Here is a 24661-nt window from a genome sequence, read left to right as displayed (position 1 = left end):
AGTGTACATCATTTAAACGTAAATTAGTGCCAACCAATTCCTAAACTGCCCACTCCGAGATGCGTGCCAATGACCGGACTAAAATAGCCTGTACGTATTTCGAGTGTTTTATTATACGCTTCGATCTCCTGCTTCAATGCCTCAGCCCGATCAGGGCGGTTTGCATGAATAACAGCTACACGCGTCACTTTACCTGCATCAATATCAGCGTACAACATCGATAAAATGCGATTTAACGCTTTTTTTTCTGTTCGTACCTTTTCAAATGGCACAATGGTACCATCCTCAAAATGTAAGATCGGCTTGATTTGTAGTAAACCACCGATTAATGCTTGCGCACCACTTAATCGCCCACCACGACGCAAATGATTTAAATCATCGACCATAAAATAAGCGCAGGCCCTCTCTTTTAATTGTTGTAACGTAGCGATAATATGTGTCACATCCGCCCCATCCTGAACCATTTCTGCTGCGGTTTGTACGAAAAACGCTTGGGGCGCAGAACTAATTTCTGAATCAAATCCATGCACTGTTAGCCCTTCAACCATACGAGCCGCGGACATGGCGGTTTGATAAGTCCCACTAATTTTAGATGACAAATGAACGGAAATAACATCTGTATACCCTTCTTCCTTAAGTTGCTCAAATAAAGATACAAATGCACCTACAGGCGGCTGCGAAGTTGTTGGCAATGCTTGCTCCGTCTCTAATTTTTCATAGAAAGCAGCCGCTGTCATATCAATCCCTTCACGGTATGCTTTTCCGTCAAAAATGACAGACAAAGGAACCTCATATACATTGAACGTCTTAATCATGTCTTGATCCAAAAAAGCGGTTGTATCTGTAACAATTGCTGTTTTCACCATTTACTATTCCTCCTACATCAGTCTTCCTAAATGTAGCGGAAAGTGCGCCGATAATCAAGGGAAATCGCTTAAATCATTTATTTCCCGAGAAATATCAGCAAATTTCTTGGTTGATTTTCTTTGTTACTGGAAAAAAGCACAATTTGACAACGAAACGCATCAATCATCACGCACAAGCACATAACCACGCTTCATGGCCACTACAACCGCTTGTGTACGATCTTTCACTTTCAATTTTCGTAAAATACGACTAATGTGGTTTTTGACCGTCTTCTCACTAATGTAGAGCGATTCAGCCATTCCTTTATTATTTTCTCCGTCAACGAGTAATTGCAATATTTCACACTCTCTTACTGTCAACAAATGTAAGGGACGACAATATTCAACCACTTGGTAAGCAGTTGCAGCTTGTTGCGCTTGTTGTTTTTGCCATAAATCTCGGTACTCTTTTAAGACGTAAGGTGCCACTTTCGGATGAATATACATGCCCCCTGCCGCCGTCATTTTAATCGCTTCAATTAATTTTGTTGCTTTCATTTCTTTTAACAAATAACCTACAGCACCGGCACGCAACACAGAAGAGACATATGTTTCCTCTTCATAAATAGATAAAATTAACACCTTAGCGTTAGGAAATGACTGCAGCAATGTCTCTGTCGCTTCGATACCATTCACCTTTGGCATTTGCATATCCATGAGAATAATGTCCGGCTGGTACTGCCGCATGAGATCAACTGCTTCAGACCCGTCTTCTCCTTCTGCCACAACTTCGAAATTTTCTTCCATAGATAAAATTTGCTTTACTCCTGCACGAAATAAAGGATGATCGTCAATCATTGCGATACGTATTTTATGTCTTTCTTCTGTTTTCACTCGTGCGATTCCCCCTTGTACAACTCATGCTTCCTCTAAGGTCTGACTACAGTCTCTCGGTACAAAAATGGTTACACTCGTCCCATGACCGATGCCCGAATCAATGTCAATGACACCACCAAGTGCATCTACTCGTTCTTTCATCCCAACTAAACCAAATGAAGTGGCCTTACGTTGTGTTGGATCAAATCCTTTCCCGTTATCAACCACTTGTAATACAATCTCATGCGCTTTCATTTCTAACGTGACAGTTACCTTATCGGCCTCAGCATGCTTCTTCACATTATGCAGGGATTCCTGAACCAAGCGAAACAAGGCAATTTGCATATCTAACGACAAGCCCTCTGCTTCACCCATCGATTCAAAAACAATGCTTCCTTTAACCATTTGTTCTTCTATGCCTTCGATATAGACACGCAATGTTTCGACAATCCCTTTGTCACTCATATCTGCTGGTCTTAAGTCAGCCACAACGCGTCTTACATCTTCAGATAACGCCCTCACATACTCACGCAACATGTGAAGCTCGTCTAGCGCCGCATGTAATCCTTCTTTTTCGTAAACAAATGGAATATAATCTGTATGTAACATGACTTGTGTCATCAATTGTGCTGGACCATCGTGCATATCTCTTGCTAATCGCAATCGCTCTTCTTCACGAACTGCAACAGCTCTTGCCTGGATTGCCCGATCACTTGAATGTTGTTCTACACCTGCCAAAGCGTCTCCAGCCCGCGTTAATTGCTCAGAGTAATGCGTCGCCTTCATCATTGTCTGTTGCAGCACTAGCAGGCGTCCCTCCATGTCCTTGTCGTTCTCTTGTCTCCTCATGAAAGCATCAACAGATTGATCTTCGCATGATATCTCTTCATCGTGACTTGCGGCAATTGCGTCCTGGGCACATGACTTCGCTTGCACAATCGCGTGATATTCCTCGCGTGCACACGCATCCATCGTCTTTATTTTCTCCTGCGCTCCTTGCACATCATCTCGGACTTGTTCCATTATCTTGTCACACATTGCTTCATTCGCTTTCATCCATTTCACCCGCCTTTCACAGATTAAGAGAAAAACCAAACATTGCGCACGATCCTGTCGCCATACATTTTGCAGGTTGTTCTTTTTACAACACCTTGCATCTTCTTTGGAAAATGATTTCACATCAGAAACAATCGTGGTAGAATAGTAAGACCTATACTTATTCAGTTTATCAAACATTCCCTATCCCCTGCAAACCTTACTTAAAACAAATTCCTGTCTCTGTAAACTGATTATACTACATCACCCCGTTAAAAACTGACAAAAAACAATGGAAATATGAGGAGCAGCCTATGTTACAACAATACTTGACCATTCAACAAACAGGAAAATACGAGATGGTAATCCAGAAATCACGCTTCATTGCTCACTTCAAAAGAACTGAAACCGAGCAAGATGCAACCAACTTTATTTCAAGTATCAAAAAAGAACATTGGCATGCTGCCCACAATTGCGCTGCTTACTTGATTGGCGAAAACGATACGATTCAAAAAGCAAACGACGATGGCGAACCAAGCGGTACAGCAGGTGTTCCGATGCTTGAAGTATTAAAGAAACGCGGGTTAAAGGATACATGTGTTGTCGTCACCCGCTATTTCGGTGGGATCAAATTAGGCGCTGGCGGATTAATCCGGGCATATGGTCGTGCTGTTAGTGACGGGCTAGTATCTGTCGGCATTGTCAAACGCACCCGAGTTCAAGTTGTACACACCACTGTCGACTATACTTGGCTTGGCAAACTTGAAAATGAACTACACACCTCCCCTTACATCATTAAGACCGTGTCGTATACAGACAAAGTGACGATCGAAACGTATGTTGAACAACATTTAGTAGATACTTTCCATCAATGGGTAACCGCAGTAACAAACGGTCAAGCAGTCATTGCAAACGGTGACACTTCTTATTTAGAAACGCCCATCTGAATCGTCTCGGTATCGATTGTGACAGCGAGCATCTCTTGAACTGCCTCAACCAATTTGTCATTTGTAAAAGGCGTATCATCTATCACTTTCATCTTGCTTGCATACGGGATGTGAACAAAACCAGCCCTCACATCGCTTGCGAACCCCGCTAGGTTCAAATAATGTAACACCCGGTACATGAGCATATTACACACGTACGTTCCAGCAGTATTGGAAATGTGTGCTGGAATCTTTTTTTCTTGTAACCTTTCTACCATTTCCTTGATCGGCAATGTCGAAAAATAAGCCGCCGGCCCTTCAGACGCAATTGGCTGATCAACCATCTGCCTCCCATCATTATCTTTAGCACCATCCATCACATTGATTGCGACACGCTCTGGTGTGATGACATCCCTATCCCCTGCTAAACCAAGCATCATCACAACAGAAGGCTCCTTGCTTGTGACGAGCTGCAACAACTGTTGTGCCGCATCTTGATAGCTCACTGGTAACACATAACCGCAAATGGTATGACCCCCAACGACTTTGCCATTTAGTTTGCGCGCAACCATCTCCGTTGGATTTTCTTGGTGCTGCAAAAATGGTTCAAAACCTGTTACAATAATATTGCTCATTTCACAATACCCCTTTCTATCTCATAAGAAATACCATAACTAAAATCACACCAACGAACGTTTTATTAGCAATGCGTCAGTATAAATTATGCCAGCTATATCAAAGTACTCATTCATTGTATATCATTTTTATCATGCTAACGGAGGAATTATTTTGAATACGTGGGAAATCTTTACGATTATCGGTACACTTGCATTTGCACTCTCTGGCGCGCTTGTTGCTTTTGAAGAGAAATACGACTTATTTGGTGTCTACACACTCGGTTTCATTACTGCTTTCGGTGGAGGTATGATCCGGAATCTCGTCGTCGGTATACCTGTCTCTGCCTTTTGGGCGCAAACGCCTTTATTTTTACTCACCTTTGCCTTAATCACATTGCTTGTCCTCTTACCGTCCTGCTACTTTCAGCTTTGGCACCGCTGGGGCATTTTCTTTGACGCCGTCGGATTATCCGCCTTTGCCATTCAAGGTGCGATCTTTGCCCAAAGTGCAAATGAATCGATTTTCGCGATGATGATTGCTGCTGTGCTCACCGGCGTTGGCGGCGGCATGCTTCGCGATGTTTTGGCTGGGAGAAAACCTCTTGTTCTTCATACGGATATCTATGCTGGTTGGGCATTACTTTCTGGGCTACTCATCGGGATAGGCTTCAGCCATCCGGTAGCGCAGTATGTTTTATTCGTGTTGGTGATTTGCTTGCGGATGCTGACGGTGCGTTATTGCTGGCATTTACCGAGAGTGAGTAAGAACATCGCCTGAATCAGCCTCCAAACGACACGCCTCGCTTATGTCGTTAAGTATTCGCCACGCACGCGGGCGATTCCTGCTAAAAGAACAAAAAAACGATCAAATTAATACACTTAAATACTAAATGAGTAGTAGGAATGGATTAAAAGAAAATCCTGTTCTGAAACGTTTGAATAACTCAGAACAGGATCGTTTTTAACAAACTACTTATCCACAACTGGCTCTTCCGCATTCAATTGAATCGTATGGTATCCATAATCATTGTTTCCTCGTTCAATTGAATACCCACTCACACGTTTGTTAATTGGCTCAACATCTAGACTATAAAGTGTCGGCGCTAATGGCAATACTTCATTAATATATGCCTGAAACTTATTATAGACTTCGCGCCGGTAATCCAAATTGAAAGCTTTATCAGATAATCCTTCTGTAATTAATTCCTCAATCCGATCATCAATATACCGCGGGAAATTGAATTGCGCTTCTGCCCCAAAAAGTCCTGCCGGGTCAACATCTGATCCTACATTCCATCCTGCCGTGTACATATCAATTGCTGGATCATCTTCTTGAATACGATCATAGAAAGCATTCACCTCCATCAATGCACCATCAAGCAACTGCACATTCAAACCAATGTCTCTCCACGCTTGCATCTCGTAGTTAGCCACCGCTTCTGCTGTCGCATCACCTTGACGAGCTGCAAACATAATTTCTAAAGGTTCACCTTCTGGCGTTTCAACAAAGCCATCGCCGTCTTTATCCTCATAACCCGCATCCGCTAAAATTTGCTTTGCTTTTTCTGGATCATACGAGAAACCGGGGTTTGATTTATCATGATAAAGTCGATAAGCAGGTGGTAACACAGTTGTAGCTGGGAACCTTAAACCACTATACATTTTTTCCCCCAATTCCTCGTAATTAACGGCTAAGCGCACCGCCTTACGTAAGGAGACATTTGCCATTTTTGCATCAGGATCTGTGTTGATCTGACCTTCTTCTGCGTTCCACGTACCTAGATTAAAACCAATATACGAATAACTAAGTGCCACGCGTCCAAGCCAATCAACGTTATTCATGTCCGCATTATCTGCAAATTGCGATGATGGAAATGTATTCACCATATCAATTTCCCCTGATCGCAATGCTTGAGCCACTACATCAGGGTTCACCACTTTTAACACAACACGATCGACTTTGGGCTCACCTCGCCAATAATCCTCATTTTTAACAAGCGTCACCGATTCACCCGGTTCAATAGATTCTACTTTGAAAGGACCATATCCAATTGGTTTCACACGAACTTGATCTGAAGCTGACATATCGGCTATCTCAACACCCTCAAAATAGTGTTTTGCCATTGCATAAAACCAAATTCCACCATTCATTAACGACGGGGTCGCTTCTTTAAATGTCAACTTCAGCGTCTTGTCATCTATAATTTCAAACCCTGAGATCTCATCTGCTTCACCAGAATGATATTCTTCCATACCAACAATATTTTGGAATGATGCATCATAGCGAGGGCCATCATAATCTTTATGACCAATCACTTCATGCGCAAACACAAAATCCTCTGCTTTCACTGGTTCTCCATCGTGCCAATTAACATTCTCTTTAATCGTGACCGTATATGTCTTTTTATCCTCTGATGCCTCAATCGTTGCCGGCCCTTCTTCTGTCACTTGAAAATTCTCATCCGTATAAAACAGCGACTCATTAAACCATTCAATAATATCGGCATCTGTGGAAATACCATAAAATTGGAAGTCTAATGTCCCTTCAAAGGCTGAAGATGCGACAATTCCGACTTTTAATGTCCCACCAAGATTGTCTCCTTCTGTTTCTTTTGTTAATTCGAAATCATCGACAGAATAAATCCCGTCTTCTCGTTGAATTGTTTTTGGTTCTTTTGGATCACCCTCATGACCCGGTTTTGAAGACGTATTACGATCATTTCCACACGCAGCCAACGTTGTTGTCACGACAAGCGTAGATACTGCTAGCCATTTTAATATAGACGGCTTCTTCAAAACTAATCTCCCCCTCAAATTTTTAAATTTTTTATCTTAACACATATTTACGCTTGGCTCACACCATTTATACACATGTATCATGTTTAAATGACCAATCATTCTACTTCACCCACTTATTCCTCACCTTTTTCTACCCACATTTATGATTATCTTCTTTGTGATACTATACATTTTAAATATTATTTTTGTTTCATATTCGTTTCGATTTCTTTAATTAATAAACACGACAACATAAAGAAACTCCCGAAAAAATTCGAGAGTTTTTTAATACGCTATTTTGGTTCCATAATCCATCTATCCTTTTAAAAAAATCCCTCTACGCTATCACATCATTCATTAGATAGAGTAGAGGGACAAACCTTCTTCACAACTATTTACTTCGCTACAGCTGGTTTCTCATCATTTAGCTGAATCATGTGTTTCATTTCATCACCATACTCAAAGTTACCAATTTCAACCGAATAACCACTTACACGTTTATTAACTGGTCGTACATCCAGCATGTACAACGTTGGTGCTATAGGAAGCACCTCATTAATATAGGCTTGGAACTCATTATACACTTCCGTCCGGTGCTCTGGATCAAAGGACGCATCAGACATCCCGTCCGCAAGCAATTCTTCAATGCGATCATCAGTATAACGCGGATAGTTAAACATCGCATCTTTACCAAACAGTCCTGATTGATCAATATCTGTTGAAGATCCCCAACCAGCTGTATACATATCAATCGCTGGATCATCTTCTTGAATGCGGTCATACATCACGGTCGGATCCGTTACTGTACCTTCCAGCAAATTCACATTTAAACCGACGTCTCGCCATGACTGCATCTCAAATTTTGCAACCGCTTCAGCCGTTGCATCTCCCGCACGAGCTGCATACGTAATCTCTAACGGTTCACCTTCAGGCGTTTCCACAAACCCATCGCCATCTTTATCCTCATAACCAGCATCTGCTAAAATTTTCTTTGCTTCCTCTGGATCATATGCAAATCCTGGATTTGAATCATCATGATACAACAGGAATGTTGGTGGAATGACTGTATTTGCCGGGAAACGCAGGCCGTTGTACATTTTCTTGCTAAGTTCGTCGTAATCAACCGCTAAACGAACGGCTTTTCGCAAGTTCACATCAGCCATTGTCGCTTCCGGGTCGGGCACGACTTCCCCTTTTTCTTCATCCCATTTACCAAGTTTAAAACCAGTGTAATTGTAACCATTATTTACAGTGCCAAGCCAATCGACATTGTCCATATCGGCATTATCAGCAAACTGCGCCGCCGGGAAGCTATTCACCATGTCAACATCACCTGTACGCAGCGATTCAGCCATGACATTCGGGTTCAGCGCCTTTAAAACAACTTTATCTACTTTTGGCTCCCCTTGCCAATAGTCTTCGTTTTTCACTAACGTCACAGATTCACCAGGAGTGATACTTTCCACTTTAAACGGTCCATAACCAAGTGGTTTTTTACGCACTTGATCAGAACCTGCCATATCTTTCACCTCAACACCTTCAAAATAGTGTTTTGGCATCGCATATGACCAAAGGCCACTATTCATCAAAGATGGATTCGCTTCTTTAAAAGTCACCTTCACAGTTTTATCATCGACAATCTCAAAACCAGAAATATTGTCCGCTTTCCCATCATGGTACTCTTCCATGCCAACAATGTTTTTAAAAGTCGCATCATAACGAACACCATCATAATCTTTATGCCCAATTACTTCATGCGCAAACACATAATCCTCTGCTTTCACAGGTTCTCCATCATGCCAGTTAACGTTATCTTTGATCGTAATGGTATACGTCTTTTTATCATCTGAAACATCAATCGTCGCGGCACCTTTATCTGACATCAAAAAGTTTTCATCCAAACGGAATAACGCTTCACTAAACCAGCTGATGATATCAGAGTCCCCGCTGTTCTCATAGAATTGCCAATCAAATATACCCTCAAAGGCTGACGGTGCATAAATTCCGACATTTAAAGTGCCACCGATTGCCTCACCTTCGGCAGCTTTCGTTTGTTCAAAGTCATCTAATGTATAGACGCCATCTTCTTTTTTTGCCTTATTAGCACCATCCTTGTCGTCGTTACTATCTCCACCACCACAAGCAGCTAAAGCCAGTACACAAACAAGCGCAGGTACAGCAAAAAACTTCGTTTTAAGTAATTTTTTCATCACTCTCTTTCCCCCTTAACCTCTTCGTTGTTTTGCGTCAGTCGAACGTTTTAACGCTTGACCGACATTATTTATACACAACATCAATACTAATACTAGAATTGACGCAGGTAACCATACCCATGGGCGAAGCTCAAAAATTTGTGGATTAGTCGCATGACTCATTAATGTACCTAAACTTGGCTTTGACTCCGGAAACCCAAACCCTAAGAATGATAAGCCTGTCTCAATCCCTACATTTGCAGCTAAACTTAAAGTGAAATTGACAATAACAATCGAGCTTAAGTTAGGTAACAAATGACTAAAAATGATCTTATAATGAGGTGTACCTACTGTCCTAGCCGCATGAATATATTCAAGCGAACTTTGTTGCAATGCTTTTGAACGAATTAAGCGCGCCATTGATAACCATAAAAAAGCAGTCATAATTAACGAAAATTGAATGAGAGTATAACCAGGTACGACCGCCACAAACGCGATAATAATCAACGTTGTTGGCAAAACCATAAAGAAGTCAACGATACGCATAAATACATTGTCCACGTGCCCACCGAAATAACCGGCTACTAAACCAAAGACTAATCCGATTATACCGGACATGATTGTCACAGCAAATGCCATAATCAATGAGTTACGCGTACCAATAATTAGTTGTCCAAATATATCACGTCCGCCATGATCAGTCCCTAACCAAAACTCTGAAGACGGCGGTTCAAAAATGGCTAATAAATCAACCGTTACAATCTCACTCTCTTTCAAAACAAGAGAAACCCCGAAAACAAAAGCTACAATTAATCCAAACAAAATAAGTGAAAATAAAGCGAGCTTATCCCTAACAATTTCTTTCAAAACAATTTTCATTCCCGATGGCGACTTAACAATTTTGCCATCACCTAGCGGTTGTGCATTGCTTTGCTGCTTCATACGACGGTCCTCACTTTCTTATTTAATACGAATTCGTGGGTCAACAATACTTAAAATGATGTCTGAAAGCATCGTTCCAACAATTGATAAAAATCCTGATAACAGCAACAGCGCACTAAACACACTGTAGTCTCGGTTTGTTAAAGAATCTATCACCAGCTTACCGATTCCTGGAAAACTGAACACCATTTCAATAAAGATTGTTCCACCAAGCACCCCAACGATTTCATATCCTAAAAAAGCTGCAATAGGAACGAGTGAATTGCGGAAAATATGATGATTATACACACGATTTTCACTTGCCCCTTTAGCACGTGCAGTTTGAATGAACTCCTTGTGCTTCGTATCGATAATCTCGCTACGCAAATATTGGACAGTACTAACAACAGTGATAAGTGCTAGTGACATCGCTGGCAAAAGCATGTGATGAATCTTGCTCATAAAGTAAGAAAATGTCCCTGGCTCTAATCCAGGTGTGACACTTCCCCCTGTTGGAAACCAACCTAAGTTAAATCCAAAAACAAACAATGTGATAAGACCAAAAATAAAGCTTGGAATCGCAAAACCGAGATACGTATATCCTGAGATCACTCTGTCTGCCCATGAATCATTGTAACGACCACTGATGATCCCTAACGGAAGTGCAATCAAGTAGGAAAAAACTAGCGTAAATATCCCTAGACCAGCTGTATTTAACATCCGCTGACCAATTAGCTCAGAAACAGGCATTTTAAAGCGGAATGATTGTCCAAAATCACCTTGCAGTGCATTCCCAATCCACCGTGTGTATTGTTGATACCATGGATCATTTAGCCCATGAGCCTCACGTAATTCCTCTAAACGCTCAGCTGTAATGCTTGGATCAATTAATCCAGTAAACGGATCACCCGGCATTAAGCTCGCAAGAAAAAAAATAAGCAAACTAAGCACAAACAATTGCGGAATCGCTATTAACATACGCCGAATAATAAATTTCCACATACGCTCACCCTCTCTCCCGTACAGCGGCGAAATGCGTTGGAGAAATTGGCTTTAAGGAAAAGGCAAGTCCTTCTTGATCAAAATACTCATTTGCTCGCTCGCGATACTCTTGATTTACTTGGTTACGAAGCGCCTGTTGTTGCTCTCTATTTTCCGGGTTAATATCCGGGATCGCTGACAATAACCTTTTCGTATAAATATGCTGCGGATTCATAAAGATCTCTTCTGTTTTCCCAACTTCAACGAGCCGGCCTTTATACATAATACCGATATGATCACAAAAATGGCGAACAATACCTAGATCATGACTAATGAATAAATACGTTAAGTTTAACTCGCGTTGAATATCTTGCATAAAATTCAACACTTGTGCTTGCACCGATACATCTAGTGCAGAAACAGGCTCATCTGCAATGACCAATTTCGGCTTCAGTGCAATCGCTCGGGCAATACCAATACGTTGTTTTTGTCCTCCAGAAAACTCGTGTGGATATTTATAAATGCTATCCTTACTAATATTTACCATATTGAGCAACTCTTCCACCGCACGAAATTCTTCGTCTCTCGTCATCTTTTCAAAATTGCGCAGCGGCTCTGCGATGATATCTAATATCCGCTTTTTTGGATTTAATGAAGAGTACGGGTCTTGAAACACCATTTGAATATTACGTCGCATATCACCTTTGCTACTTCGCTTGTCTGTAATATCGACGCCATCAAAAATGATTCTCCCGGACGTAATATCATTTAAACCAATAATCGCACGCCCAGTCGTACTTTTCCCTGAACCAGACTCGCCAACAAGCCCATACGTTTTTCCCTGCTCCAGCTCAATGGTCACGCCATCTACTGCCTTGACATGTCCAACCGTTCGTTTCAAAATACCAGCTTTAATGGGAAAGTGGACTTTCAAGTCTTGGACTTTAAGAAATCCCATTTGCAATTTCCTCCTCTTTCTTTCCTGGAAAATCAAATGTTTGATAACATGTACAACGCACATAATGTCCCGGTACAACCTCATGTAATTTTGGTTGTGCTTCATGCGCGGATTCATCTATCCACGGAATTCGTGATTTAAAACGACACCCTTCACGTGGCAAGTTCACCAATGATGGTACAACCCCTTGAATCACATGTAGTTTAGACTTCTCTTGACTCATTGTCGGATTCGAGCGTAGTAATGATCGTGTATACGGATGCTTTGGATTTTTAAACAGTTCCTTCACTGGTGCAATCTCCACCACTTGCCCCGCATACATGACAGCTACACGGTCTGCCATCTCTGCCACAACCCCGAGGTCATGCGTAATTAAAATGATACCGCTATCTAATTCATTTTTCAGTTTCCTGATGAGATCCAAAATCTGCGCTTGGATCGTGACATCCAGTGCTGTTGTCGGTTCGTCAGCAATTAAAAACGTTGGATCACAGGCAATCGCAATCGCGATGACAATACGCTGCCGCATCCCCCCCGATAACTCATGCGGATACTGGGAATAAACCGTCTCAGGACGCGGGATACCGACTTGATTCAACAAATCGATAACCTTTTTTTTCCGCTCTTGCTGGTTTAAGCTCGTGTGCAGGTAGAGTGTTTCACTAATTTGGTCCCCCACCCGGTGTAACGGATTCAACGCTGACATCGGGTCTTGAAAGATCATTCCGAGATCGCCACCTCGAAGTTTTTGCATCTTTCTCTCTGATGCACCAGCAATGTCGTCACCTTTGTAATAAATGTGACCTTCAATCTTTGAATTCAGTTTCGGGTGCAAGCCCATAATCGAAAAAGCAAGTGCGCTTTTTCCAGAACCGGACTCCCCTACAATGCCGAGAACTTCATTTTTACGTACATCGAGTGTAACATCATCAACCGCCGCATAATATTGATCGTTAATACGAAACGACGTTTTTAAGTTCTCTATTCGTAGTAATTTGTTCTCCTCCATGGCAGCTCCACCTCTATTCCATCATCAACTTAACTACAGATCCCGTTCATTCATTAACTATGTATTTACATATGCATCGCACTTAAGTACACACAGCGTAAAGACTTGTTATGAATTTACAAAAATATATTGTGTGTTTATGGGATACTTTGAAAATGATACTAAGAATAAGTATAAAAGACGTCCCTTCAAATTGCAACATAAAATTTATAAATGCACGCTTGACTTTCCTATTATTCGACATCCATACTTTACGGGCGTAACCTCTCCGTAAAAAACATGTAACATCTTTTACCATATCCATACGCTACCTTCGCATATCATTTTGTGTTATAATTTGAATTTGAACATCACCGTTGTAGAGTATGCTTTGCTGCCAATCTATCGAATGATGGCCGTTCAAATAAACGGTTAGAGCAAGTATCCATATTGCTTTTCATATGCTTAGAGTCTATTATCCCATTACAATATTTTTTTCTTAATGTAGGAGGAACATCTTATGACCGATTATACACGGAATGACCGACGGAAGAAGCGTCGCTCTAAAAAAATCTTAAAAACCATCCTGATCACAATTATTGTCGCTTTTCTCGCGCTCGGTGGCGGGATCGTTTATTTTGTGAAACAACTGCAAGACACTGCTGCGGGGTCTTACAATGAGCTTAAGCGCGGAGACAAATCGGCCATGCGCGCAGAACCGATTGATATTGATAAAGATAACTTTTCAGTGTTGTTACTCGGCAGTGACGCCCGCGAAGGCGAAGACATGGAAAATACGCGAACAGATTCCATGATTGTTGCTACATTTAACAAAGCTGAGCACTCAGTTATTTTAACGAGTATCCCTCGTGATTCTTATGTAGAACTTGCAGGACTGGGTATTATGGACAAAATTAATCATGCAAGCGCAAAGGGAGATGGTGTTGACTCAACCATCGAGACAGTCGAGAAATTATTAGACATTCCCATTGATTACCATGCGCTAATTAATTTTGCCGGCTTAGAACGAATTGTCGATGAACTTGGGGGCGTTGACGTTGATGTCACATACACATTTGACTTCACAGAAGGGGGTCGGACGTTACACTTCAAGGAAGGCCCAGCGACGTTAGACGGTGAACATGCATTAGCATACTCACGCGAACGGAAATCCGATTTAAAAGGGGATCTTGGACGTGGACAGCGCCAACAACAAGTCATTAAAGCGATCATTCAAAAAGCCACTTCATTTTCTAGTATTACGCGCTTTCAAGGTGTAATGGATGCGATTGGGGATAACTTGAGAACTGATTTACAATTTGGTCATCTTCTTTCTCTACACGGTTATGCCGGTTCTCTTGATAACATTGAAATGCTTCAGTTAGAGGGAGACGATATGCGCATCAATGACATTTATTATCTTGGTCTTTATGATGAATCTCTTGCTGAGGTGAAGCAACGTTTACACGAGCACCTCGAGTGGACACCGAAAAAACCTGTTCATACTTCAGGCTATTAACATTTAACGAGCTGCAAGGTGCACACTTTGCAGCTTTTGACTTTTTTAATATGAGGGTTTGTCATATTAAATTTACTTGCCCTTCTCCTCCAAAACGTCTACAATAATAATTAGTGTAAATTCGACACTAGACAACAAAATGTCCACTACATTTTAGGAGGAATTTTCTTGAAAAAGATATTTATTATTTTAACCTGTCTAAGCTTCCTTATCGGTTGTAATCAAGCCCAGAGCGATTCCGGTTCTGACTCTACTAAACCTACAGCTCCGCAGTCGAAAGCGCCCGTAGAGCAAAAAAAGCTCGTATCCAATGAAAAAAGCGCAAAAATATTATATGAAGTAAATCCAGACAACAGTTATGTGCTCGAACCAATTGCAGGCTCAGGCATAGAAGCTGATGAGAAAGCCGTCTTATTAACATTTGACGACCCTTTTCGCTTTAATGATCCAGACCAAAATAATGTCCTTGAAATGGCAAAAACACTAAAAGAACTGGATGTCCCTGCAATTTTCTTTGTAAATGGCACTTATCTTCATAATGAAGAAGGAAGACAAACACTCAAAACAGTCGCAGATCTGGGGTTTGAAATTGGTAACCATACGATGACACATGTAAAATTAGAACCACTACGAGAAGAAGACCAAACTGGGAACATTTTATCATTAAACAATTTAGTTGAAGACATCATTGGGAAGCGTCCACGCTTCTTCCGTGCTCCTTATGGTAAACACACCGAGCATGCACAGAAAGTAGCTGAAGAAGAAGGTATGACGTTAATGAATTGGACATATGGACGTGATTGGAAAGAGGGCTACGATACACCAGAGGCCATTGCAGATTACATGGTCAATAGTAAACACCTACAGCCAGGAGCAAACTTACTTATGCATGATTTAAAGTGGACTTCTGATGCGCTTAAAGATATTGTTACTGGATTACGTGAAAAAGGCTACGGTTTTATTGATCCCGCTACAATAAAATGATCTATTTATTGTTTGGTCACCACACACATCCTCTATCTTAAAGTTAGGTTGAGCCTAACCGGTGGATGCTTAGGTGCGTATTGTTACGATCATAGATTCTTTCCTTATAAACCATCATCAACAAGAGCTATGAGGAATCCTCATAGCTCTTGTTAATTTTAATTCTTCAACATCTCTTCTAGTTCCACATACTGTTTCATCTTCTTCAGCAGTGCTGGTTTCAAGTCTTCTCGCTCCAGCGCGAATGCGAGCGTCGTTAACACAAATCCGATTTTCTCACCTACATCATAGCGCTGTCCTTCGAAATCATATGCATAGACATCTTGCGTCTCATTTAACGCACTGATCGCATCCGTCAGTTGAATCTCGCCACCAGCACCCGTTTCTTGCTTATCAAGGAATTGAAAGATCTCCGGAGTCAGTATATAGCGACCGAGAATCGCCAAATTTGATGGTGCTTCTGCTACTTTTGGTTTCTCAACAAAGCGATTGACACCGTAAAGACGACCTTCTTGCACTTTTGGATCAATAATGCCGTACCGATTTGTTTCTTCGTGCGGCACTTGTTGCACACCAATAATGCTCGCATGTTTCTGCTCATATTGCTCAATTAACTGTTGTAAGCATGGATTTTCATGCCGGACAATATCATCTCCAAGCAAGACAGCGAATGGTTCATTTCCGATAAATTTCCGCGCACACCAAACTGCATGTCCTAAACCCTTAGGTTCTTTTTGACGGATATAATGGATATCAACTTTCCCCGCCTCCTGCACAGCTTCAAGCAACTCATATTTCTCTTTCTGAGCTAAATTTTGTTCTAACTCATGCGCATGATCAAAATGGTCTTCAATCGCACGCTTTCCTTTTCCGGTCACAATAATAATGTCTTCAATTCCTGAATGCACAGCCTCTTCGACAATGTATTGAATCGTCGGCTTATCAACAATCGGTAACATTTCTTTCGGCATTGCTTTTGTCGCTGGCAAAAACCTTGTTCCAAGCCCGGCAGCTGGGATGATCGCTTTCTTTATCTTTTTATTCATACACTAGAGCCCCTTGTCACCATCATTTTTCTGCAATGATTTTTAAGGATAGATTTCCATTGATGGTCTGATAAAATTGATATTTTTTGCCGTTAGCAATCCACTCAACCTTCTTTTCATCGACCTTCTTTAACATCGTCTTCTCATACCCATTGTATATGGCATACATCACATATCCACCTTCTGGGAGAAGTTCTATCTTTTCTTTCTTGAGTATCATCTGCAAACCTTTGCTGTCACTTACGCATTCTCCGTCCAGATAAACAGTATCGGGGGCAGCGCGACTAGCAAATTGAATCGTCTCAAGCCCTTTAGCAACACTCTTTTCTGGATCTAAAAAAATGTGGATATTTCCGCCATGCATTGATACATCCTTAGTTTCAACATGAAGAAGTACTTTTAACCATGAAAAAGCTGTATTTTCTAACGAGGTCTTACAATAAAGCGTGCCATCTTTCATCATGAAAGTTGCTTCTTCATTGCTTTTCGACCATTTTGCTAGCTCAACTAATTGATCATACTCTTTTTGCATGAAGAGACGAAAGTACGCTTGGGCCAATGGCTTTATCAGAATATCTTCTAGTTCATAACTTCGGCGATAGCCTTTGAAAATTTTTATAGCTTTTTTAAGTTTGCTGTAATATGCAGATTTATTTTTGCTCTTGATAAAATGCTTACGGTCAAATAAGCGCGCAATACAGTCAAACTCGATTAACCGGTTTACAATCATTTTCTCTTGTTCGACTGGTAAGTTTTTGTCAAGCACATGACGTAATACAGTTAAGTTTGTGTCCATCTTCTCCAGCACATTTGTTTTCGTTGTTAGCGAAACATTGTCTTCTCGCCTATTCACATAATAAATGGTCTTTGTTGTTGTCGAAATTTTTCCCGCAACAGAAAGGACATCAATAAAAAATTGTTTGTCCTCAGCAAATTTCATCTCTGGGAAAAAAATCTTATGTTGTCGCAACAAATCTAATTTAACCATACGTGAAGGCGGTCCCAAGTGATAAAACATATGTCTGATAGAAAAAGGCGACACGCCTTCCCTGTCCGCGCACGATGTATAAGGCGCAACAATCTTTTGACGTTTACTTTCTACTTTCATTGTTTTTCCAGCCGCATAGTTCACACCCGTTTTTTCCATTAAATCGTACAAGGTCTTTAATCCTTGACGAGAAAGCCAATCATCCGCGTCTAAAAACAGCACATAAGAGGAGTTTGCTAAGTAGATACCTAAGTTTCGCGGAAATGCGGGTGTTCCTGTATTTTCTTCTAAGAAAATGGCAACGATATTCGGGTAAAGCTGAGCGTACTCTCTCATAATCTGTTTTGAACGATCGGTTGATGCGTCATCTACTAGAATAAGTGTTACGTTTTGAAAACCAATATGTTGCACGACAACAGAATCAATCGTCTGTGACAAATATTTCTCGGCGTTATATACAGGCACGATCACTGTTACCGCCGTTTTTGTGTTCAATGCATCCTCGTTTATCACATGATAATCAATCTTAGAAAAGTATTCTTCTTCAGTACTTTCGTCCTTATTTTTAAGCCTCAGTTTCCCCAACAGATTTCGCATCATGACCCTCTTCTCTGTTTTTTATAAAAAGTTGGTTGACCCCATCCGTCTTCCAATGATGGTGCGTGAGCAGTACAAAAAAGATTGCCTGCTCTGGCACCTGCTACTTACTTTTTAAATACGCGTTCAACCACATGACGAGATGCTTGTCCATTGTCCAGATGGCAATATTGGTTATAAAAGTCATCTCTTTTTTGTTCGAATTCGGCCGAAACCGACTCAATGTTTTCTAAAGCATCCATCACTTGCTCGGATGTCTCTAGTAATGGCCCTGGTGCCTCAACGGCAAAGTCAATATAAAATCCCCTCAAGTCATCGCGATATTTATCAAGGTCATACGTATAAAAAACAATCGGACGCTTTAAATTGGCATAATCGAAAAAGACAGAGGAGTAATCTGTAATTAAAACATCCGAGATCAAATATAACTCCGCAATATCGTCATAATCAGAAACATTATAGACAAATCCCTCTAACCCATCTACATCTAGATTGTCGGCAATTAAATAATGCATCCGTAACAACACCACATACTCATCTGCAAAACGTGCCTGCATTTCTCGAAGATCCAATTTCACTTCAAATTTATATCGACCTCTAGCATAAAACTCATCATCTCGCCAAGTCGGTGCATAAAGGACCACTTTTTTATTTGAGGGAATGTTTAAACGCTGTTTCAATCGTTGGATATTGCTCATGTCTGTCTTAGCAGGATCATAAAACAAATCATTACGCGGATACCCAATATCTAGCATCTCTTTTGTAAAGTTAAAGGCCCGTCGAAAAATCTTCGAGGAGTACATATTTGGAGAGATCAAATAATCCCAACTCTGCGTTTCCTCGTAAAAGTTTCGCTTATACGCCGTTGTTGACGTTCCAGGCATTTTCACTTCCTTCATATCTGCTGCCAAACGTTTTAATGGCGTCCCATGCCAAGTTTGCACATAGATCGTACCCGCACGCTTATCTAATGTCTTCTCTTTTCGCGCGTTCATCACCCAATATTGAGATGTCGCTGCGTAGTAATAATACTTTAAACTTAGTCGCTTTACTTTTCGATGCTTTCCTGGGATGTCCTTATCCTTTGGCTGATTGAATGCCCAAATACATTCGTACGAATCATCGTTTTTTTGCAGTTCCTCATAAATATAACGCGGGTTACAAGCATACGTCTTACCACCAAAGCTTTCAAACAACACGCGCTTTTTCTTAAGCGGACGTCGGTGAAACCATACCCTTGAAATTTGCTGATATAATTTTGTGCGGCTTTTAAAGCCATTGCGCCATTGATTCGCGTTCAATCGTCGATCGATCCATTTGCATGCTGATGCTTGACTCCCTTTGAGGTGTGCCGCAATCTGTTTTCTCCCCAGCCAGCCTCTCTTACGAATCGTGTCCTCACGCACTAACGCTAAACCAGATTGAATTTGCGTAAAGTATTGTTTAAATAATACATGGTTTCGGTAATCAGCAAGTTCCTGGAAATATACTTTTAAAAACCGTTCTTCTAGTTCAGTGCGTAGCCAGCCATTTTTCTCCAAACATCCGTCTTCCATCACCTGCTTGAAAAAGCGAAGCCACTCCTCAATCTTATTGGAAAATGGTTCTATATTTAAAGATGGTTGCTGAATTGGGTCGTAACATTCCCCTTTGATGTAGAGGGGAAGATTGATATAGGATACTTGTGAAGCTACTTTTAATGCATCTATTGTAAACCCATCATCAGCATAATAATGGCGTGATTCCTTAAAACTGAGTTCGAAGCAGTCTATAAAATCTTTTCGGTACAGCACCCCTGCAACAGAGTGTCGTTTCATTGCCTTTACTAAGTTTTCAGCTGTCCATCGACTTGTGCGTAAATTCAATTCCTCTACAGGCTTAACATTATGTGATTTTTGCATGCGGCTCATCATAATAGGTGAATCGGTCATCTCAGCAAGTACACCCCATAAACGAAGTGCATGTTCCTGAATATAATCATCACCGTCTAAGAAGAGACACCAATCTCCAGTGACCTTCTCTAAACCGGCATTGCGCGATACACTTACATTCTTAGAAACGTCGCACGTAACTAACGCTACATCGTGTATCTCATGCGTTTGTATTGTCTCTTTTATGATACGTAAGCTATCATCTGTTGATCCATTATCAACAATGATTAGCTGTTTATGCTTATAGTCTTGTTTTGCATAAGAAATTAAACACCGTTCAATGTAGTCTTGCTTATTGTATACTGTCACAATGACACTAAATTTAACCATTGATGCTACGATTCACCCCTTTCGGCTCGCTTGCCTCTAAAACAATACGCACTTTTATTTAGTTCATTGATTCACAGCACTTAATCCTTCTTTAATCTTCGTCGTTGAAATGCCCGCTGTTCGCGGTAAATACACAACCTCACAGTGTTCTTTGAGGAAATCGAACTTTCCTTCCCAATCGTCTCCCATCACAAATACATCAATATCATGTTTCTTCACATCTTCAACTTTTTGTTCCCAATTATCCTCTGCAATCACTTCATCCACATACCGAATCGCTTCCAGAATCATTTTTCGGTTTTCAAAGCTATGGAAAGACTTCTTCCCCTTTAAATCATTAAACTCATCCGATGAAATGGCAACAACTAAATAGTCGCCTAAATCTTTTGCTCGTTTCAATAAATTAATATGACCCCAATGTAATAAATCAAATGTACCGTACGTAATCACTTTTTTCATCGCGTGTTTCTCCTCTCTTATGATTTTTATCAAATAAATTCGTTGTCATTTTCATACTCGTATTCTACAGCCATGCTTCGTCTGTCTTCAACGTTCATTTATGTTTATATACAACACGCTACGCGCCATTGAATTTCCCTCGACAGTCATTTTCCTATTATAACATAAATCTTCATCTTTACATAACGACACAGCCTCATTATAGTACAATTATCAAACACTTCCCTCATTGAAACGTACGCAAAGTCACGACAAAACGTGCTCCTACTTTACATACCATCAACAATAAAAATCCCACCAAATACCAGCCTGTCAACAACATTCCTACACTCACTGACAAAAGAGCGCTAGTGACAAAAAAACCAGGGAGACCGAGCAACACACCAACAAATTGCCATAATAACGCCTTCGTCCGAATTTGATTAACTGGATCGCGCTGGTCAGCATGTGTGGCATGTGTTAATTGGTAAGAGATTGGAATGAATAATGCCATAACGATACACGTAACGACACCGTAAACTATGACGGATTCAGACGATGACAATTGTAAACGATCGGTCATCGTTAAGATCGCAAGCAAAATCGATAAATACACGGGCAACGTAGCACCTTGAATAAGCAAATCGATAAAATAACCTTTTCTGGACGTTTTTCCCGTCAAACGTGCCATTTCACCATCTACACAGTCGAATAAATAGCCGATGTTATAACAAAAAAAGGCAATCACAAAACTGAGCGGTGTGGCTTGCATTACCCAAACCCCTGATGCAACAACGAAAAAAGCACTGAGCCAACTAACGGCATTCGGTGTTAAGCGGCATTTTAAAAACACGATGGTGACAAAGATAGATAACCGCCGCAGCACATACCATGACCATAAGTCTTCTTTTGTACTATATGCTTGTGATTGCGCACGCAACGTGCGAACTTTCGCTGTATCAAACCACGTCGTCGCTAACTTTTGCTCCGTTGTCATTACTACTCGGCTCCTTTATATGGAAACACGCGCTCGACGACGCGCTTTGTCGCTTGCCCATCTTCTAGCGCACAAAACTTCTCTTGAAAGCGCGTATACGCGTCCTCGTATAATCCTAATCCTTCTTCCTCAAACCGACCAATCGCAGCAAGCAATGCTTCTGTCGTCCGCACAATCGGTCCCGGCGCTTCTTCTTCCAAAGAAAAATAAAATCCTCGTACTTCATCACGATAACGCTCTAAGTCATACGTAAAAAATATGATCGGCCGTCCTAAATTCGCGTAATCGAAAAACACAGACGAGTAATCGGTAATGAGCATGTCTGAAACCAAATAAAGCTCATTAATATCGTAATAGGTAGAAACATCCTTTACACAATCATTATAGGACGAAAGATCCAGTTTCTCACTTATAAACGAATGAAGTTTGACGAGCAACACTGCGCGGGCGCCATATGTTTCCCTAAAAGTGTCTAAATCTATTTGCAACTGAAATGTATAGGCACCTGGTCCAGCATGTTCATCATCACGCCATGTTGGGGCATATAAAAACACTTTCTTGTCTGTTGGGATGGCAAACTTTTTCTTTAACGCCGCAATGGCGTCAGGATGGCTTTTCGTCGTTAAAACATCGTTACGTGGATACCCTGTCTCAAGCATCTCTTTTTTAAATTGAAACGCCCTCCGAAAAATATCGCTTGAATAACGGTTGGGTGAGATCAAGTAATCCCAATGGCTTGACTCCGCATGAAAATGCTTTACATACGCTTGTTTTGTGACGCCTGGCATTTTGACATCTGTCATGTCAGCGACAAGTTTTTTTAAGGGCGTCCCGTGCCATGTTTGCACGTACACCGTATGAACTGGTTTTGGGACCCAATTTGGCATACGGCTATTTATCACCCAAAACTTCGCTCGTGCCATGAGCAAAAACCACTGCAAACTCAACCTTCGCACATAACGAACCCCATTCTCCTCAAATAAACGTTCGTGTTGCTTTTTCACACTCCAAATTAGTGTATAATCCATCTTCTGCTCGCGCATATATTCATAAATTGCCCGGGGATTGCAACTATATTGCTTACCCGAATAACTTTCGAACATGACTAATCGCTCATTCACTGGCAACTTTGCAACTAGCCAAAAAACAAAGCGCGTCAGCATTTGAACCGCATTGATTCGTTTTAATCGTTTCAGCATGGATCCATCTCCTTACAATCAAACAGCGAACCCCACAACCATAATCATTTGTGGGGCAACTTTATACTAACTTCTACTGTGTCTTACGTGCAACATAAGGCATCTGCTGACTGCTTTTTGTCTTTGGTAGCTCTGCTCCTTCTGATTTCGCTTTATTAATGACAACCAAGATCGTTTGCATCAAAATAATGAAATCAAGCCAAAGTGAGTAATTACGAATGTAGTGTAGGTCAAACGTTAATTTTTTATCGACGCTCGTCGTATATTTACCCATCACTTGTGCGTAACCAGTAATGCCCGGTTTGACAGCATGGCGGTAGTTAAACCATTTGTTTTGCCGTTGAAACTGTGTCGCAAAGAAAGCACGTTCCGGTCGTGGACCGACTAAAGACATATCACCTTTTAACACATTTATTAGTTGTGGTAATTCGTCAATCCGCGTTTTACGAATAAATTTACCCATTTTCGTGATCCGAGCGTCATTCGTTGTCGCAAGCGTTGGTCCCGTCTTCGCTTCTGCATCAATGACCATGGAACGAAATTTTAATATATGAAATGGACGATGGTTTTTCCCGAGCCGCTCTTGTTTAAAAAAGATTGGTCCACCATCTCCGCACTTGATCGCAATCGCACAAATCACCGTCACCGGCAAAGTGAAAAGCAATAACACGAAGGAAACAGCTACGTCAATCATTCGCTTTAAGCCAGCTTGGAAAAGTGTTAACGTAAACGGCTTTACTTGCATGACCATCGTATCATCGACCGTCGTCACTGACGTATTCATTAGCAACATATCATTCACTTTCGGCACGACATAAACGAGTTTTTCATTTTTCATCGCACAAAACATGAGCCGTTCTTTTTTCGCTTCTTCAATTCCTGAGCCAAGAAAGATGACATCATATTGCATGACATGTGCCTGCAAGGCGGCAAGTGATTCATTTTTATCGTACCAACGTACGTAACTATTTTTAGACAGAAAGGTGGATAGGCTTCTTTCCATACGGTCAAATTCTTCTTCAGTCCCGATGAACATGACACGACCTTCACGGGTAAATTGGCTATACTTTGTATACAACCATTTCCAACCAAGTAACAAGAAAAAAGCATTCGTATGCGCCACAAGTAATAATGAGCGCGGTAATGCAAATTCACGAAAAAAGAACGAAGCTGTCATCGTAAGCAACATAATAAGCGTAAGGGCAATGGCCAACTTCCTGACAATGTCCCAAAAATCATGTTGTACGAGGCGATCTAATTCGTAAATACCTAAAAATAATATACTGATCAGTAAAATCCATGGCACCACGGAGCTGAATGCTTCCATGTTGCGTGGATCCATCTGATCACGTAGCAGCGTGAACGCCAAACCGTATGCAAGAAAAATGAGCACAAGGTCAATGAACATCGTCACACCGCGGATCATTTTGTTTGGGATCATATTTGGCATATGCATGACTCCTAGTTTCATAGTTTTATCTTCAGCACATTTTAACATAGTCAATGAAAAAAATC

General features: G+C 41.1%; 21 protein-coding genes. 4 read left to right on the top strand and 17 right to left on the bottom strand.

The window, feature by feature from the left end; translation table 11 throughout:
• Positions 1 to 23 precede the first annotated feature (23 nt).
• The 3 genes from NSQ26_RS13585 to NSQ26_RS13575 all read right to left on the bottom strand — a co-directional run bounded on the left by NSQ26_RS13585 (position 24) and on the right by NSQ26_RS13575 (position 2777).
• Positions 24 to 863 (bottom strand): DegV family protein, encoded by an 840-nt coding sequence (locus NSQ26_RS13585; RefSeq protein ID WP_499720078.1) that lies wholly within the window; start codon positions 861 to 863, stop codon positions 24 to 26.
• Between the two features lie 162 nt (positions 864 to 1025).
• The gene (locus NSQ26_RS13580) at positions 1026 to 1703 is read right to left on the bottom strand and encodes a response regulator (RefSeq protein WP_499720076.1); all 678 of its coding nucleotides are present in this window, start codon (positions 1701 to 1703) and stop codon (positions 1026 to 1028) included.
• Positions 1704 to 1763: 60 nt separating this feature from the next.
• Positions 1764 to 2777: a sensor histidine kinase gene (locus tag NSQ26_RS13575; RefSeq protein ID WP_499718553.1), complete on the bottom strand. Its 1014-nt coding sequence runs from the start codon at positions 2775 to 2777 to the stop codon at positions 1764 to 1766.
• Positions 2778 to 3070: 293 nt separating this feature from the next.
• On the opposite strand from NSQ26_RS13575, the gene NSQ26_RS13570 reads away from it, so the two are divergent.
• On the top strand, positions 3071 to 3703 hold the full coding sequence (locus tag NSQ26_RS13570) for a YigZ family protein (RefSeq protein WP_499718552.1): 633 nt from the start codon (positions 3071 to 3073) through the stop codon (positions 3701 to 3703).
• On the opposite strand, the gene pcp is transcribed toward NSQ26_RS13570, so the two are convergent.
• Entirely contained in the window at positions 3682 to 4317 is a 636-nt protein-coding gene (pcp, locus tag NSQ26_RS13565) for a pyroglutamyl-peptidase I (protein WP_499718551.1), read from the bottom strand. The two genes, NSQ26_RS13570 and pcp, sit on opposite strands and share 22 nt — an antisense overlap.
• 154 nt (positions 4318 to 4471) lie before the next feature.
• On the opposite strand from pcp, the gene NSQ26_RS13560 reads away from it, so the two are divergent.
• Positions 4472 to 5077, top strand: a complete 606-nt coding sequence (locus NSQ26_RS13560) for a trimeric intracellular cation channel family protein (protein ID WP_499718550.1) — start codon at positions 4472 to 4474, stop codon at positions 5075 to 5077.
• A 191-nt stretch (positions 5078 to 5268) separates the two neighbouring features.
• Here NSQ26_RS13560 and NSQ26_RS13555 read toward each other — a convergent pair whose 3' ends face one another.
• From NSQ26_RS13555 to NSQ26_RS13530, 6 genes are all read right to left on the bottom strand, one after another.
• On the bottom strand, positions 5269 to 7095 hold the full coding sequence (locus tag NSQ26_RS13555) for an oligopeptide ABC transporter substrate-binding protein (RefSeq protein WP_499718549.1): 1827 nt from the start codon (positions 7093 to 7095) through the stop codon (positions 5269 to 5271).
• Positions 7096 to 7472: 377 nt separating this feature from the next.
• Entirely contained in the window at positions 7473 to 9287 is a 1815-nt protein-coding gene (locus NSQ26_RS13550) for an oligopeptide ABC transporter substrate-binding protein (protein WP_499718548.1), read from the bottom strand.
• Positions 9288 to 9302: 15 nt separating this feature from the next.
• Positions 9303 to 10211 carry an ABC transporter permease gene (locus NSQ26_RS13545; protein ID WP_090774799.1) on the bottom strand — a complete coding sequence of 303 codons (909 nt, stop codon included), beginning with the start codon at positions 10209 to 10211 and terminating at the stop codon, positions 9303 to 9305.
• 18 nt (positions 10212 to 10229) lie between these two features.
• Positions 10230 to 11192, bottom strand: a complete 963-nt coding sequence (opp4B, locus tag NSQ26_RS13540; protein WP_090774798.1) for an oligopeptide ABC transporter permease — start codon at positions 11190 to 11192, stop codon at positions 10230 to 10232.
• A 4-nt stretch (positions 11193 to 11196) separates the two neighbouring features.
• Positions 11197 to 12129, bottom strand: coding sequence for an ABC transporter ATP-binding protein (locus NSQ26_RS13535; protein WP_090774797.1), 933 nt, complete (start codon positions 12127 to 12129; stop codon positions 11197 to 11199).
• Positions 12116 to 13138, bottom strand: a complete 1023-nt coding sequence (locus tag NSQ26_RS13530; protein WP_499718547.1) for an ABC transporter ATP-binding protein — start codon at positions 13136 to 13138, stop codon at positions 12116 to 12118. Before NSQ26_RS13530 ends, NSQ26_RS13535 begins: the two co-directional genes overlap by 14 nt.
• A 499-nt stretch (positions 13139 to 13637) precedes the next feature.
• On the opposite strand from NSQ26_RS13530, the gene NSQ26_RS13525 reads away from it, so the two are divergent.
• On the top strand, positions 13638 to 14636 hold the full coding sequence (locus NSQ26_RS13525; protein ID WP_499718546.1) for an LCP family protein: 999 nt from the start codon (positions 13638 to 13640) through the stop codon (positions 14634 to 14636).
• Positions 14637 to 14804: 168 nt separating this feature from the next.
• Positions 14805 to 15620 carry a polysaccharide deacetylase family protein gene (locus NSQ26_RS13520; RefSeq protein ID WP_499718545.1) on the top strand — a complete coding sequence of 272 codons (816 nt, stop codon included), beginning with the start codon at positions 14805 to 14807 and terminating at the stop codon, positions 15618 to 15620.
• Positions 15621 to 15778: 158 nt separating this feature from the next.
• On the opposite strand, the gene galU is transcribed toward NSQ26_RS13520, so the two are convergent.
• The 7 genes from galU to NSQ26_RS13485 all read right to left on the bottom strand — a co-directional run bounded on the left by galU (position 15779) and on the right by NSQ26_RS13485 (position 24596).
• Entirely contained in the window at positions 15779 to 16666 is an 888-nt protein-coding gene (gene galU, locus NSQ26_RS13515) for a UTP--glucose-1-phosphate uridylyltransferase GalU (RefSeq protein ID WP_499718544.1), read from the bottom strand.
• A gap of 22 nt (positions 16667 to 16688) precedes the next feature.
• Positions 16689 to 18251 (bottom strand): glycosyltransferase family 2 protein, encoded by a 1563-nt coding sequence (locus NSQ26_RS13510; protein ID WP_499718543.1) that lies wholly within the window; start codon positions 18249 to 18251, stop codon positions 16689 to 16691.
• 107 nt (positions 18252 to 18358) lie between these two features.
• Complete coding sequence (locus NSQ26_RS13505) at positions 18359 to 20512, bottom strand: bifunctional glycosyltransferase/CDP-glycerol:glycerophosphate glycerophosphotransferase (RefSeq protein ID WP_499718542.1); 2154 nt, start codon at positions 20510 to 20512, stop codon at positions 18359 to 18361.
• A gap of 63 nt (positions 20513 to 20575) precedes the next feature.
• The gene (gene tagD / locus NSQ26_RS13500) at positions 20576 to 20971 is read right to left on the bottom strand and encodes a glycerol-3-phosphate cytidylyltransferase (RefSeq protein ID WP_090774789.1); all 396 of its coding nucleotides are present in this window, start codon (positions 20969 to 20971) and stop codon (positions 20576 to 20578) included.
• A 226-nt stretch (positions 20972 to 21197) separates the two neighbouring features.
• A complete protein-coding gene (locus NSQ26_RS13495) occupies positions 21198 to 21947 on the bottom strand; it encodes a CDP-alcohol phosphatidyltransferase family protein (RefSeq protein WP_499718541.1) in 750 nt (249 codons plus the stop codon).
• Positions 21948 to 21949: 2 nt separating this feature from the next.
• Positions 21950 to 23146, bottom strand: coding sequence for a CDP-glycerol glycerophosphotransferase family protein (locus NSQ26_RS13490; protein ID WP_499718540.1), 1197 nt, complete (start codon positions 23144 to 23146; stop codon positions 21950 to 21952).
• A 73-nt stretch (positions 23147 to 23219) separates the two neighbouring features.
• A complete protein-coding gene (locus NSQ26_RS13485; protein ID WP_245701010.1) occupies positions 23220 to 24596 on the bottom strand; it encodes a sugar transferase in 1377 nt (458 codons plus the stop codon).
• Positions 24597 to 24661: the final 65 nt, after the last annotated feature.

The sequence above is a fragment of the Bacillus sp. FSL W7-1360 genome, from assembly GCF_038592975.1.
GTDB lineage: Bacteria > Bacillota > Bacilli > Bacillales > Bacillaceae_D > Shouchella > Shouchella lonarensis.
This window is presented reverse-complemented; position numbering and strand designations above follow the sequence as displayed.

Bases quoted from the DNA above. Each gene is read 5' to 3' on its own strand.
- tagD (WP_090774789.1), bottom strand. From the start codon at position 20,971: ATGAAAAAAGTGATTACGTACGGTACATTTGATTTATTACATTGGGGT.
- NSQ26_RS13485 (WP_245701010.1), bottom strand. From the start codon at position 24,596: ATGCCAAATATGATCCCAAACAAAATGATCCGCGGTGTGACGATGTTC.
- NSQ26_RS13510 (WP_499718543.1), bottom strand. From the start codon at position 18,251: ATGCGAAATCTGTTGGGGAAACTGAGGCTTAAAAATAAGGACGAAAGT.
- NSQ26_RS13545 (WP_090774799.1), bottom strand. From the start codon at position 10,211: ATGAAGCAGCAAAGCAATGCACAACCGCTAGGTGATGGCAAAATTGTT.
- NSQ26_RS13525 (WP_499718546.1), top strand. From the start codon at position 13,638: ATGACCGATTATACACGGAATGACCGACGGAAGAAGCGTCGCTCTAAA.
- opp4B (WP_090774798.1), bottom strand. From the start codon at position 11,192: ATGTGGAAATTTATTATTCGGCGTATGTTAATAGCGATTCCGCAATTG.
- NSQ26_RS13495 (WP_499718541.1), bottom strand. From the start codon at position 21,947: ATGACAACGGAGCAAAAGTTAGCGACGACGTGGTTTGATACAGCGAAA.
- NSQ26_RS13535 (WP_090774797.1), bottom strand. From the start codon at position 12,129: ATGGGATTTCTTAAAGTCCAAGACTTGAAAGTCCACTTTCCCATTAAA.
- NSQ26_RS13505 (WP_499718542.1), bottom strand. From the start codon at position 20,512: ATGGTTAAATTTAGTGTCATTGTGACAGTATACAATAAGCAAGACTAC.
- NSQ26_RS13570 (WP_499718552.1), top strand. From the start codon at position 3,071: ATGTTACAACAATACTTGACCATTCAACAAACAGGAAAATACGAGATG.
- NSQ26_RS13580 (WP_499720076.1), bottom strand. From the start codon at position 1,703: ATGATTGACGATCATCCTTTATTTCGTGCAGGAGTAAAGCAAATTTTA.
- NSQ26_RS13550 (WP_499718548.1), bottom strand. From the start codon at position 9,287: ATGAAAAAATTACTTAAAACGAAGTTTTTTGCTGTACCTGCGCTTGTT.
- pcp (WP_499718551.1), bottom strand. From the start codon at position 4,317: ATGAGCAATATTATTGTAACAGGTTTTGAACCATTTTTGCAGCACCAA.
- galU (WP_499718544.1), bottom strand. From the start codon at position 16,666: ATGAATAAAAAGATAAAGAAAGCGATCATCCCAGCTGCCGGGCTTGGA.
- NSQ26_RS13575 (WP_499718553.1), bottom strand. From the start codon at position 2,777: ATGAAAGCGAATGAAGCAATGTGTGACAAGATAATGGAACAAGTCCGA.
- NSQ26_RS13490 (WP_499718540.1), bottom strand. From the start codon at position 23,146: ATGCTGAAACGATTAAAACGAATCAATGCGGTTCAAATGCTGACGCGC.
- NSQ26_RS13530 (WP_499718547.1), bottom strand. From the start codon at position 13,138: ATGGAGGAGAACAAATTACTACGAATAGAGAACTTAAAAACGTCGTTT.